The sequence below is a fragment of the Planctomycetaceae bacterium genome, from assembly GCA_041398825.1.
Lineage (GTDB): Bacteria > Planctomycetota > Planctomycetia > Planctomycetales > Planctomycetaceae > F1-80-MAGs062.
Window position 1 is genome coordinate 22,607 of record JAWKTX010000002.1, and the last position, 13,116, is coordinate 35,722.

Below are 13,116 nucleotides of genomic sequence, written 5' to 3' on the forward strand. Positions count from 1 at the left end.
TTTGAGTGCTGTCAATTAATTGCTGGCCTGTTCAGATTCCGAAGTCTCAGCGGTTTCGCCAGTGTCCTGAGGGTATAGTATCAGACGATCGTGACATAGCAGCAGCAGGTCGGCCCGGCCGTCACCTGTGACATCGACGACCATCCCTTCACGTGGTTCTGTCCCTCGACTATTAGATTCCGACACAAGCCGTTTTTCTTCGAATACCCGAAAGTGCGTCACAGCATCGATGCGATCGGAATTGAATCGAAGGATTTCGACGCCGTCGATACTTGTGTCAATCACCGTCAGGTCTGTGACCCCGTCAGAATTGATATCTCCAGCGATCACATCTGCGGGATAGGCTTCTTCCCTTTCTGTCTTATACGAAGCAAGCTCCTTCATCACAGGATCGCGGCGACCGCTGTACAGCACCGAAAAATGTTGTGTTCCGGCTACCAGCAGATCGGGTTGCTGATCGCCGTTGAGGTCGGCGACGATGGTTCCTGCGAAGCTGATACTTCCCAGTTCTACTTCCTTCCACGGGCGGTATAGGCCGTCTTCCTTCCGAAGGACTCGAAGTTTCCTGATCCCGGTATCGACCAGGACGATTTCATTGCCATCCTGACCATCCAGATTCAGAGCTGCAACGCCTTCAAGGCGTGCCGACGATTCACCAGCATTGAACTGGTCTTTGACTTGCCAGCCGTTTTCGTTGAATTGCAATTCTCTCGCGAAGGTTTCCCGAGCCGCCAGCAAATCGTTGCCCGTCACGAACAAACCACTGGCCGATCCAATGCCAAGATCCAGAACACTGCGATTAGTTTGTAACTTCAATGTTCCATCGGCCTCCTGCTGAAGAACCTGAACGCCGGCTTCACTGGTTCCATTGGGGACCGACAGAATATCAAGGCGTCCATCCCTGTTGACGTCCATGGTGATCAGATCAAGTCCACGAGAACCCGTGGCTGCAGTGACTTCAATGGGTGAAGACTCCTCGACTAATGCCCACGTGTTATTCTGATCCAGGCTAAGTCGCCGCCACGTGACGCGAGCTTTGCTTCCGCTTCCTTTTGAAAGGCCGACAATAATCTGAGTTCCGGCAGGTCCCGGGAGAGGTTCGATTGCAACCAGATCAAAACCGTCAGGTTTTTTCAGAATGGCTTCCGGGAAAGAAAGTCGGCCATCCTGAAAATGGCTGATTGCAACGACGCCCTCTTTTTCGCTTAACAGAATGGCCTCAGTTTTTCCGTCACCATTCACGTCGGCCATGCACAGATCTTTCGCGCCCAGAAGGCTTGGAAAGACTTCTGCGACCCCCAGACCATCGATGCCGTTTTGTCGAAATAACAGTATTTGCGCCTGATCGGGGTCAGTGACGACTACATCCGTCAGACCATCGTTGTCGACGTCTGCAACTCCATAGCTGCGTGAACGAACATTGCCTGCACCGATCCCGTATTGGACCAGTCGTTCCGGCAAAGCGCCTGGTTCCAGACCGGCAGGTTCCAACCCGGAAACCACCACTCGGCCGGTGCGTGATTCGACGGTGATGATTTCCTGGCCAGGTTTCTTGTCAACATTCTGCAGTGTGACGCTGCGAGGCTGCTGCAGGTCGAAGCAGATCTCCGGACCGAGTCGGCCGTCTGACGTTTGCAGCCTTGCACACAATCCGCGTGTGCTGCCTTCGTTTGCCATGTAGCAAAGATCGGCTCGCCCATCGCCATTGATGTCAGATGCCTGAATCATCGAAAGCTGTGACGAAGTGTTGATCAGAGATTCAGGTGCAATGAATCCATCTTCGGACTGGGTGATCACGTAGGTGACATGCTCCCCAAGCACGACAATATCCGCCCGCTTGTCGCCGTTCAGATCTCCGGATGCAATCATCCACGATGCCGGCTTCAGACCGGGAAGTCGTACCGACCATCGATCGCTCCATTCGCTACCCGCTTTTTCGGGTTGAAATCGAACGATCAGCTGATCCGGCACTCCGACGTAGGCGACATCCATTCGTCCATCTGAATTGAAATCCCCTGTTGTAATGCCTGCAATCTGTTTGTCGACAGAGATTTGCTGCATGTCGAAACGCCAGTCTGATGCGAGGTCGTTAATGCGAGCTCCTGCGACGGGCTTGATGGCTGCTTTATCCTTTTTCTGAATCAGGAGCTGAATGGTGCTGGAACGGTTGTCGACCAGCATGACGTCAGTCAGTCCGTCATTCGAAAAGTCACCCGCCTGCAGATTGAAGACTCGTTGCTCAAGCTTAAACAATTCGATCCCGCTGAAGCCGTAGAACTGGGCCAGTTCATTTGGTTCATCATTCTCCCCTGCGAGGGCTGAATCAGGCATGCAGTTCAGAACGGTCATTAGGAGTGTGAAGAGCAGGCGCATCGCTGCGGTCAGATGACGGCCGCCAGTACGGGAACGCCGGAGATGAGTGAAAAACGATTTCACAGGTTAGCCTTTACAGATTCAAAAATTCGTCACTGGTAAACAGAGTCAGTCTGTTGCAGCAGTGAATGTGATTTCAGTGATGATCCGTTGTTTGTCAGTGATTTCCGGTCTGCCTCGTGCCCGTTCGAGCCAGTGCCGATTTGCGCCCACGGTGTTTCGCATTCGACGAAGAAAGATCGAAGGAGCTGGTTTCGAAGCTGTTTTGCATCGGGAGAACCAGTCTCGCTTTGTTAAACAGGCTCAGGGTGAATCCATGGGGATCTGTATTTCCTTCGCAATAACTGGTTCGCTTCTTCGTCATTAATGACCTGGTGGGAAACAGGGTCCCATGCGAGTGTTCGCTGCAGCTTCATGGCCATATTTGCCAGGATGCATGACGACGTGGAAATGTGTCCCTGCTCAATATCCGAGACTGGTTTTTCACGTGATTCGATGCAGTGCAGAAAATCCTGCATATGCCCGCGCACGGCAGATGCCACATGTCGTTCCAGGTCTTTTTCGGTCCTGTCTTCCGGATACTTTTCGTATTCAAACAAGGCCTCGCCCGTCAGTTTCTGTCCATTGCCTCGCGGGGTGAATTCATACTTGTTGACGCTGAGTTTTAATGTGCCTTTGTCACCATAAATGGTGGCGCCCCATGGGTATTCGGGGTCAGGAGCAGCACCCCATGAGCGATGTTGCCAGACGACAGGAAAGTCCGGGTGCTGGAAGATCGCAGTTTGAGTATCCGGCGTATTTGCCAGAGCGTTCGTCTGCACAAGGATTCCACCAGACGAAGTCACATGGCTCGGCCAGCCCAGTTTGAGCATCCATCGCACCATGTCGTACATATGCACGCACATATCACCAAGAATGCCATTGCTGTACTCCATGAACGCTCGCCACGAACGTGGATGAATCAGCTCGGTATAGGGACGCATGGGAGCTGGTCCCGTCCACATCTCGTAATCGAATCCTTCGGGCGGAGTGGTCGGCTGCGGGTTGCTTTGTGATCGCATATGGTAGTAGCAGTACACTTCGACCATGCCGATATCTCCCAGCAGCCCTTCATTCACGACTCGATCGCGTGCTTCGATCAAATGCGGCGTGCTGCGGCGTTGCATACCGACCTGCACGACTCGATTGTTTTTTCGAGCCGCTGTCAGCATCGCATGACTTTCCACGACATCGACAGCCGTTGGCTTTTGCACCCAGACATCGATGCCACGATTGACAGCATCAATCATCGGCAAGGCATGCCAGTGGTCGGGTGTGTCGACAAGAACGATGTCGAACTGCTCCTTCGCAAGCATCTGGCGATAGTCGCTCCACGTGCGTGGTGTTCGACCGGATTTCTGTCGCCCGGCAACGATGTCTGCAGCTTCGTTCAGCATGCGTTGATCCACGTCGCACAGGCCCACGACTTCAGCCGACGAAACCTGAAGGAGCCGAAGGAGGTCGACCTTGCCATACCAACCACAACCGATCAAACCGACACGCAGTTGCTTCTGTGGTGCCGCTGCCCACACGCCGTGATTGACAGACATTGCGAATGCGGATGCTGCTGTCGTCTGAGTGGCTTTCTTGAGAAATCCCCGGCGATCCATGATTTACGTCCTGAACATGTTGAATGAGAATTCGATGGTGGTGGTCAACCAGACGGCAATCGGTGGCCTCCAGCGGACTTCCAGCAGTTTAGGTATGTGCAGAGTAAGAATCCAATTCATCTCCATCGGGATCTGTCGTTGCACAGCTGAAGAGGTGATGCGGTCTCAATTGGTGTCGTGTGTCTTTCGCGAGCCGCCACTTTGGCGCGACAGTAATCAGTCTCGCAGCCACGAGAACCGCATCCGCAGGATTTGCTGGCCAATCCAGCGTGCTTCTCCTTCTGTCAGATTGGAAATCGAACAGAGTTCGATCATTGCATCCGAGACAACAGCCAGTTCAAAGCCATTTGACGGGAGTACCGAACCGAGATTCTTCTTCGGAGACGCTGAATTCGACGGCTTCTGTTTTCTCAGCTGCAGCTGGTAGCGGCCGTTTGGTTCCCACTGTTCGCTGCGATTGAAGAAAGGCCACTTAATAACTCGTCCGATCGCGATGGTGTCGAATTTCCAGAACTCGGTACGGAAAGGGGCCAGCACTGTGAGTAACAATCCACTGAACATTGCCAGACCAATCAGTTCGAAGGGAATGAGGAAAAAGAACAGAAACCACCATTCTCCGGTGAATCTGGCTGGGCCGTTGGGAAGAGCGCCCCAAAGTGTCAGGACGAATACGGAAACAATTCCATTCCAGAAGGAATTCAGGAAAAGCAAAAGGAAAAAGGGAGCTGCTCTGAACTGACCTCTTCGTCCAAAGCGAAGTTCGGTAACCCGTTCCTCCATCTCCCACTGATTGTCTGACACTGCCGGGAGCTCCTCAGGTACCTCGATCAGCGTCTCCACCATCGCGAATGACGACGTGTCGTCGGTACTGCTCAACGCAACACGAACCACCTCCTCCTCAGATGCGACCGAGGCTGCGTCGGTATCCATAGCGAACGCCTGACCTGGATTCAGGAAGTCGTTCAGACGATAAAGAATCCATACGCGGTCCTGAGGATCTAACCGGAATCCAAACTCAAGGGGTTCTCCGGCTGTCACCATACGAATTCCGTGCAGGTGCTGATCATTCTGGGTGTGCTTACTCAGACAACCTTCGAATCGCAGGATCTCTGATCGAGGCACCTCGCGGGCTGAAAGTCGGATAATGGCGCTGCGGACGAATAATGCTTTGTCATGTTTCAATACAAAAGTTTCTCGGCCGAACCAGAGCCAGATCAGGAAGCTTGATACGGCCAGCCATGATCCCCAGAACGGAATTCCGAACGCGATGTTTCCCACAGACGGATCTTTGACAGCATTGGCGATCAGGACGACGCAGCCCACCGTCCAGCCTGATAACCAGACCACCAGGAAACAACCCGTGCCGATGGCCTTGTTTCGGATACCAAATCCTATGCCGTCGTCCGTTTCGTAGTACCGGACGCCAAGCCTGGCTGGTTTTGCTGGTGGTACGAATCCCTGACTTCTGGACGTCTGAATCACAACAGCCTGCTTTCGGGAGACGGACGGATGGGGTCAGTGATGGGCATCAACGTAACTGGATCGAACCAACTTCGGCGGGAGATTCATCGCACATTCCAGTCGATGGACGCAAGACCTGATTTGATGAGGTATGCGTTGATCTGCGAGAACGGTTTGCTGCCAAAAAAACCCCGGCGAGCCGACAAGGGAGATGGATGTGCAGATTCGATAATCAGGTGGTGCGATGCAATCAGACTCTTCTTCTGCTGCGCAGGTTTCCCCCAGAGCACAAATGCGACGTTTGGGCATTCGTTCGCGCACTGGATGATTCGGTCGGTGAGTTGTTCCCACCCTTTCTTTCGATGGGAAAATGCTTCGTGAGCACGGACTGTCAGGACCGTGTTCAGCAACAAGACTCCCTGCTCCGCCCAGGATTGAAGGCATCCATGTCCGGCGGGTTCTATCCCCAGATCATCCTGCAGTTCGCGATAGATATTTCGCAATGATGGCGGCAGTGGAACATTCCGCTGGACACTGAAGCTCAGTCCATGGGCTTGCCCATCGTCGTGGTAAGGATCCTGGCCAAGAATGACTACTTTTAGCGTGGACAACGGAGTGAATTGAAGCGCGTTGAAGACATCCTTCTCCGCGGGAAATACCTGATACTGACGGCGTTCAGCATCGACGAACTGTTGAAGCCTCAGAAAGCTGTCGCGCGCGAATTCGTCACACAGCGCATCCTTCCAGCACTCTGGCAATGCGTTCGTTTCCATTTTGAAGACGGCTTTCTCGATGAGAATCTGTGGTATTTATCCCGCTGGCATGTGACAACCGTTTCTGGTGTCCACATCGACGGGCAGCTACGCACGGTAGCATTGTGCGGATTGCGGGAAAAGGAACGCATTTTGCGGTGATCTTCAAGCCCGAAACTCGACGTGACGACCTGTTATGAAGTGGCAAAGCCGGACCGTCGCGTCTAGAATTCCCACTGAATCTGATCTTTCCCTCCTCACCTTCCTGCCCCCAAAGATGTCTTCGCCTCGACCTGATTGAGTTATGCGAAGTTACAGCTCCACCAGGAACCAAATGGCAATCTGGTTACCAATACCGTTGCCTTTGTTTCGAGACGTTCGATTAACCATAAAACCACCCTGGCTTTCCCGCACGGCCGCAGCGAAATCATGGACATTCGTTCTGGCATTTCCTGAGTCTGTGCGTTCATCCAAATCGAAAAGCGATCGAGCTATGAATCGCCACACACACAATGTCTTCGTCAGGCTATGGTCCTCCTTCGCGCTGGGAGTGATTACGGCTTCAGCGATCTGCATGCCAGCGTCCGCAGAAGAACGTGCAGAGTTTTTTGAGAGCCGTATTCGTCCGTTGCTGATACAAAAGTGCGCGGAGTGTCATACCGGTAAGACTCCCGAAGGCGATTTGCGCATCGACAGTGCGGCATCGCTGGTTGAAGGCGGGATGTCGGGGCCAGCCATTGTTTCGAAAGACGCATCGGCGAGTCTGCTTGTCCAGCGATTGCTGACGGACGACCTCGATTTAGTGATGCCACCGGAAGAGCGGCTGTCCGAAAAAGAAATTGCCGACGTGACGCAATGGGTCAATGATGGAGCCTACTGGCCAGCGGATGAAAAAGAATGGACAACAGCAGAAGACCGAGCGAATCACTGGGCGTTTCAACCCGTACAGGCTCTCACTCCACCCGATGTTGACAATGCAGACTGGTGCAGGTCGGACCTCGATCGATTTATTTCTGCAGGCCATGCCGCGAAGGGCGTGACACCACTGCCAGCGGCAGATCGCAGAACGCTGATCCGTCGGGCAACGCTGGATTTGACGGGATTGCCGCCACAGATTGAAGACGTAGAAGCCTTCGCAGCTGATGAATCTGAAGACGCATTCGAAAAGGTGATCGATCGATTGCTGGCGAGCCAGGCATATGGCGAACGCTGGGGGCGACACTGGCTCGATCAGGCACGCTATGCCGATACAAGCGGCGACGGCACGGATACTCCCATTCCGGAAGCTCGTTACTACCGTGACTACGTCATCCGGTCCATCAATGCCGACTTACCCTACAATCAGTTCCTGACGGAACAAATTGCCGGCGACATTCTTGCTCAGCAACACCCGGACGACCCGCGTGCCAATGAACAGGTGATTGCAACGGGCTACATAGCCCTGAGTCGACGATTTGGAAATTCAGCCTTTGCGGAAATGAACCTGATTGTTGATGATACCATCGACACCATTGGCAAGTCCGTCCTGGGTTTGACTCTGGGTTGCGCACGCTGCCATCATCACAAATTCGATCCTGTCACCACAGATGACTACTACGGGATCTACGGCTACTTCGAGAACACTCAGTACCCGCATGCCGGGACAGAGCACCAGAAGGATCGAGCACATTTTGTATCGCTCCGGAAAAACGACTCGTGGCCATCAGACTATGAATCGCTGGAAGCCTGGGCTGTCAGCGACAAACCTAAACAGGTCGGCGATGTCAAAATCATGGTTGGCGGTGACATCAATCAGCGGGGTGAAATTGCGAAACGCGGTTTCCTGTCGGTGCTGACCGAAGAGTTCCCGGATATTCCGAAAGACAGCAGTGGACGTCTGCAGTTTGCCGAATGGATTGCCGCAGACAATAACCCGTTGACCACGCGTGTGATCGTGAATCGAGTGTGGCAGTACCACTTTGGCCGCGGAATTGTCGAGAGCAGCAGTAATTTTGGACTGCAGGGCTCAAAACCAGGTCATCCGGAGCTGCTCGACTGGCTGGCCGCTGACTTTGTGAAACACGGCTGGTCGCTGAAACACCTCCATCGTCGGATCATGCTTTCGGCGACGTGGCAGATGGCCAGCAGTGGCGACCCGAAACTTGTTCAGCAAAACCTGAAACTGGATGAAGCGAACACGAGTTGGTGGCGTTTCGATCGTCGCCGCATGGATGCGGAAACGATCCGTGACAGCCTGCTGTCAGTTAGCCTGACGCTCGAACCCGGCGACGGTGGCCGACATCCCTTCAAACCAACCAAAGACCTCAAATATTCACAAGGGCGCCCGTTCTATGCCGTGTTTGATCACAAGCACCGGTCTGTGTATCTGATGATCACCCGACTGCAGAAACATCCGTTTCTGGCCCTGTTTGACGGGGCAGATCCCAACAAGACCACCGACAATCGTCGAGAAAGCACCGTTGCCCTTCAGGCTTTGTTCATGATGAACAGCCCCTTCCTGAAGGAAATGGCAACCGCGTTTGCAACACGACTTCGGGAATTCAGCAGTGATCCTGAAGCCCGGATTCAACACGCATACGAAGCTGCTTTGGGGCGGCCTCCAGAGGACGACGAGCTGGCTGATTCGCTGGCCTTCGTTGGTGAATACCAGGCCGAAATGAATGCCTGTGGTAAATCCGTTGATGAGGCCGAAGAATTAGCGTGGAACAGTCTTGCACGCGTCTTGCTCAGCAGCAGCGAGTTTATCTACGTGGACTGATCTGTGCGCCTTCCATACCAGAACAGAGATTGACCAGCTTCGAATTGCGAGGCACTTTTCAAAAGGTGAATGACTGATGTTTCCAAATCTGTTTTCACAGCCAGCATCCAGACGTCGTTTTATCTCCCGGAGCGCAGCGTTTGGTGCATCGGGAATCGCATCTGGTCTGCTATCGAAGCTCGCCATGGCTGACAGTGCCAACCCACTGTCACCGCTGCAGCCTCATTTCGAACCCAGGGCGAAACGCGTCATTTTGCTGTTCATGCCTGGTGGCGCATCGCATGTGGATGGATTTGATCCGAAGCCGGACCTGCGATCTCACCATGGCAGAGATGCCGGACGCGGACGAGTCTACACAGGCAGTCACTGGGGACATCATCGCTGCGGTTCGAACGGGACACTTGTCAGCGATCTGTTTCCTCACATCGGCAGCTGCATGGATGATATTTGTTTGATTCGGTCGATGCATGGCGACAAGGGTGATCACTTCGAAGCCACGCTGAGTATGCACAGCGGCACAATGGCCGAAGCTCTGCCCGGCATCGGAGCATGGGTGAGTTATGGCTTGGGGACGGAGAATCCGAATCTGCCGTCGCATGTGGTGTTCGCCGAGGCCCTGCCATACGCCGGAGCTCAGTCGTGGGACAGTAACTTCCTGCCTGCCTATCACCAGGGGACGCGGATTGTTCCCGGCAGTGAACCGATTTCAAACCTGAATCCTGACCCGCTGACAGGCGCGATGCAAAGCAAAGAACTTGCGATGCTTCAGAAGCTGAATCAGCGACACTTCGCCTCGCGTTCAGATGATTCGACGCTTGGGGCTCGCATGTACTCATTTGATGCAGCGGTTGGTCTGCAGCAAAAGGCCCCTGAGGTGTTCGATATGTCAGAGGAATCTGACGAGACTCTGGCGCTTTACGGCATCAAACGCGACGACACAAAGAGTTTCGGGTGGCAGTGTCTGGCGGCGCGACGAATGAGTGAACGTGGCGTGCGATTTGTTGAAGTTGTTGACAAAGGCAATTGGGATGCACACAGCAACATGAAAGGCTACAGCAGGCTGGCCGGGAATACCGATCAGGCCATTGCTGGTCTCCTGAAGGATCTGAAGCAACGCGGTCAACTCGAGGAAACACTCGTCGTCTGGTGTACCGAATTTGGCCGAACTCCATCGGCAAAAAAGACAGCGATGGATGGGCGAGATCACTACAAAGATGCATTCACCTGCTGGTTGGCTGGCGGTGGAAGCAGGGGCGGCCATGTGTATGGTGCAACAGACGACATGGGCGAGAAAATCATCGAGAACCCGGCCCATATCCACGATTTTCATGCGACCATCATGCACCTTCTCGGCTTTGATCACACGAAGCTGACCTACCACTTCAGCGGTCGGGACTACCGTCTGACCGGTCTGGCCGGGAACGTCATTCACGATGTGATTGTCTGATCAGCCGGGCCCCGTCGAACAGCCGAGGACAGAGGAGACGCAGCGATTGCGCACGCGGGGGACACCGAGTCGCTCGTTTGTCCTGGTGGTCTGGCGGGTACAACGCGTTTCCGGTTAACGGCGAGTTCTTTACAAAGACTCGTCATCTGTTGCCGGGAATTCGAATACGACCAGCAGCGGTCGATGGGCGGTGGAAACAGCGTCTGGCGATTGACCGTCGATGTCAACTGATGGTGCAGGATTGACTCGTGAATCCAGACTGTGGTCTCCCTCCGCAACGACACGACGATCGATCTCGGATTGATCTCCTTTTGCCAGGGTCGAAACGCCGTCTGATGCAATGCCAGCCGCAGCTTCGGGCTTTCTGATTTCAGCGCCGTTTCTCAGGCGACGAACCTCTGACTTGTCGGATGAGTCTGTGGCCATGGACTTTGAAGGTGCAGTGACATCGGTCTGAGCACGTGTGATGCCTGATGCCACCATGGGTTCGCCCTGTGATCCCGGCACGTCCTGACCGCTCCGGGGGACAGCAACCAGAACCTGACCAAAGTGTAACTCTGACGCCGTGGGACTCAGCATTGATGCTCGAATCGATGCAACAACCTGTTGCCGGTCACGATGGGCAACTTCGGATGGATTCCATTCGCTGGAGAGCACCATTGGTGAGTCAGTTACGCTCTGCAGGAAGCTGTCTCTTGCAGCGGGCGCCGATGTTAAGATGACACCGAATCGACTTTCGTTCTCAACGGATTCAGTCTCCAGAGCTTCCAGTTTAACGGCCGCTGTGCTGGCGACCCTGGACAGCAATGTCATTACTTCGCGTCGGTCCTTCTGATTCAGGCGAATCACCAGAACCTGCCAGTCGCTGCCTTCGGCGAGTATCTGAGTTCTGGTTTCTTCACTCGCTGATTTCCGAACAGAAGTCCGATCGCTTTCAGCGGCATCTGCCATCGCGACTTCGTCCATGTCTGTCGCACCAAATTCCCGGGAGAACTGCTCCGGCGACGCGACTTCAACTTCCTGGTCCAGCGGTATGCGTGGCCCGGGCATCACCATCAGAGCAATGGCCGCACAAGCGACAATCAGGGCAGCTGTCATTCTTCGGAACCCGGAAACCTGCGTTTTCTCTGCGGTCGCTGATTGAGAAGCCCCGATTGACGCGTTCGTCAGCGGAACGATGCCCGCCATCACTGACTCGGTGAATTGTCTGCCACCCGGCTGAACTGGCAGACTGCGAAGCAGTTCGCCGAGTTGTTTAGCGGACTGTTCGAACTGTTTGACTTGCCGTTCCTGAGGCGATGACAATTCGGAATAGGCAACATCCGGGGAGAATTCTCCATCCAATCGCGCCGATGCGTCTTGCATGGCATTCGCAAGTGGATCTGCAGAATCTGGAGAAAAATCGCGTGAGGTTGTCATGGCGGGGGAGGCTGGGTGGGCTTAACTCTATTGATGGCGGAATGTTACGGAAGATGTTGGATCGTCATTGTCTGCTGAAACGACCGCGCACGCAGAACGGGCACGCGCGGCGTTGCTGTTGAGACGCGGGAGAGTCGGCGAGAGTTCCGCAAATGTCGCTGCCTACGTTAGAAATTCCAATCTGAAGTTATACTGTACGGATGATCCGGTGAAAGTGAAGTTCCACTTCCTGATCAACGACCCGCCGTACCCCTTCGACGAGGCAATTGGGTTCGTGATCGGATTCACCGATCCTTTTGATTTCAGATAAAGGAGTTCCCGGTGGCACGCTGAAGGCTGCCTGGTGGATGATCTGATTTCCTGCATCCAGTTCAGGAACAATAAAGTGAACTGTTGATCCAAAACACAGCATGTGATGTTGGAATGCATCTTCGTAGGGACGGAAGCCAGGAAATGGTGGCAGCAGTCCATGATGCAGATTGACGATCCGCCCTCCGGCGAATTTCCAGCAGAGATCTGCTGGCAGCACTCTCATATATCGGGCGAGGATCACATAATCAATTTCGAGTTCATCGACGACCTGTTCCAGCTTCCCGTAGTCCGGATTCCCGTCAGCGTCGCCGATACTTACCCATGGCACATCGAATTGCTCCGCAATACTGCGGCAGGCGTTGCGGTTGCCAATCATCACGGCTGCTTCGGCTTGCAGACGTTTGTCGCGTATGGCTCGCAACAGGGCCAGAGGTGGTTCCGATCGGTACGTCGTGCAGATAGCCAGACGTGGCGGTCGGTTGAATTCAGTACGACACCAAACCCGGATCTGCAAACCTCTCATTTCGCCGATCTGGTTCAGGTGATCTCGAAGTCTTGAGACGTCGTCAGAGTCGCCCGGCCAGTCGATTCGCATCATCATCGCGAAGAGCTGCTCAGAATCACGGTCGTACATCTGAATTTCAAAGATGTTGGCTCCCGCTCCCGTGACATAGTGGACAATAGGATCTGCCAGACCTCGATTATCAGGGCCAACTGCGGTGATAATGACCTGCATGGAGTTTTACTTTCTGCACAACCCGGCGATCGTTAGTGGTATGAATCAAAATCAGGATGGCTACCGGGTTGCTCCCATACTGAATTTCCTGCCATTCGACAGAACCGGACTGTCCAGTGCAGCCGATATAGCCACAGAATCTTGCCACGGTCACGAAATGGATTCCCCAGGAAGCAGATTTTGCCTGTGTCCCGCCAACAGTCCAGTCG

9 protein-coding genes are annotated in these 13,116 nt (G+C 54.0%); 2 read left to right on the forward strand and 7 right to left on the reverse strand.

Annotated elements, in window-relative coordinates; all coding sequences use genetic code 11:
* Positions 1–15: 15 nt before the first annotated feature.
* The 5 genes from R3C20_04070 to R3C20_04090 all read right to left on the reverse strand — a co-directional run bounded on the left by R3C20_04070 (position 16) and on the right by R3C20_04090 (position 6,811).
* Positions 16–2,331, reverse strand: coding sequence for a VCBS repeat-containing protein (locus R3C20_04070; GenBank protein MEZ6039656.1), 2,316 nt, complete (start codon positions 2,329–2,331; stop codon positions 16–18).
* Positions 2,332–2,666: 335 nt separating this feature from the next.
* Positions 2,667–4,022: a Gfo/Idh/MocA family oxidoreductase gene (locus R3C20_04075; GenBank protein ID MEZ6039657.1), complete on the reverse strand. Its 1,356-nt coding sequence runs from the start codon at positions 4,020–4,022 to the stop codon at positions 2,667–2,669.
* A gap of 216 nt (positions 4,023–4,238) precedes the next feature.
* Positions 4,239–5,504, reverse strand: coding sequence for a hypothetical protein (locus R3C20_04080; protein ID MEZ6039658.1), 1,266 nt, complete (start codon positions 5,502–5,504; stop codon positions 4,239–4,241).
* Between the two features lie 83 nt (positions 5,505–5,587).
* Positions 5,588–6,256 (reverse strand): uracil-DNA glycosylase, encoded by a 669-nt coding sequence (locus R3C20_04085; protein MEZ6039659.1) that lies wholly within the window; start codon positions 6,254–6,256, stop codon positions 5,588–5,590.
* Between the two features lie 291 nt (positions 6,257–6,547).
* The gene (locus tag R3C20_04090; protein MEZ6039660.1) at positions 6,548–6,811 is read right to left on the reverse strand and encodes a hypothetical protein; all 264 of its coding nucleotides are present in this window, start codon (positions 6,809–6,811) and stop codon (positions 6,548–6,550) included.
* Here R3C20_04090 and R3C20_04095 point away from each other — a divergent pair.
* Together R3C20_04095 and R3C20_04100 are read left to right on the forward strand one after the other, a co-directional pair.
* Entirely contained in the window at positions 6,810–8,993 is a 2,184-nt protein-coding gene (locus R3C20_04095; protein ID MEZ6039661.1) for a PSD1 and planctomycete cytochrome C domain-containing protein, read from the forward strand. The two genes, R3C20_04090 and R3C20_04095, sit on opposite strands and share 2 nt — an antisense overlap.
* Before the next feature lie 184 nt (positions 8,994–9,177).
* Positions 9,178–10,440 carry a DUF1501 domain-containing protein gene (locus tag R3C20_04100; GenBank protein MEZ6039662.1) on the forward strand — a complete coding sequence of 421 codons (1,263 nt, stop codon included), beginning with the start codon at positions 9,178–9,180 and terminating at the stop codon, positions 10,438–10,440.
* Positions 10,441–10,569: 129 nt separating this feature from the next.
* Here the strand turns inward: R3C20_04100 and R3C20_04105 are convergent, their stop codons facing one another.
* A complete protein-coding gene (locus R3C20_04105; GenBank protein MEZ6039663.1) occupies positions 10,570–11,859 on the reverse strand; it encodes a hypothetical protein in 1,290 nt (429 codons plus the stop codon).
* A 187-nt stretch (positions 11,860–12,046) separates the two neighbouring features.
* Positions 12,047–12,907, reverse strand: a complete 861-nt coding sequence (locus R3C20_04110; protein ID MEZ6039664.1) for a formyltransferase family protein — start codon at positions 12,905–12,907, stop codon at positions 12,047–12,049.
* Positions 12,908–13,116: the final 209 nt, after the last annotated feature.

What these genes read in the sequence shown, in the direction of transcription:
- R3C20_04070 (MEZ6039656.1), bottom strand. Translation starts at nt 2,331, where the DNA reads ATGCCTGATTCAGCCCTCGCAGGGGAGAATGATGAACCAAATGAACTG.
- R3C20_04075 (MEZ6039657.1), bottom strand. Translation starts at nt 4,022, where the DNA reads ATGGATCGCCGGGGATTTCTCAAGAAAGCCACTCAGACGACAGCAGCA.
- R3C20_04085 (MEZ6039659.1), bottom strand. Translation starts at nt 6,256, where the DNA reads ATGGAAACGAACGCATTGCCAGAGTGCTGGAAGGATGCGCTGTGTGAC.
- R3C20_04095 (MEZ6039661.1), top strand. Translation starts at nt 6,810, where the DNA reads ATGCCAGCGTCCGCAGAAGAACGTGCAGAGTTTTTTGAGAGCCGTATT.
- R3C20_04090 (MEZ6039660.1), bottom strand. Translation starts at nt 6,811, where the DNA reads ATGCAGATCGCTGAAGCCGTAATCACTCCCAGCGCGAAGGAGGACCAT.
- R3C20_04100 (MEZ6039662.1), top strand. Translation starts at nt 9,178, where the DNA reads ATGGCTGACAGTGCCAACCCACTGTCACCGCTGCAGCCTCATTTCGAA.
- R3C20_04105 (MEZ6039663.1), bottom strand. Translation starts at nt 11,859, where the DNA reads ATGACAACCTCACGCGATTTTTCTCCAGATTCTGCAGATCCACTTGCG.
- R3C20_04110 (MEZ6039664.1), bottom strand. Translation starts at nt 12,907, where the DNA reads ATGCAGGTCATTATCACCGCAGTTGGCCCTGATAATCGAGGTCTGGCA.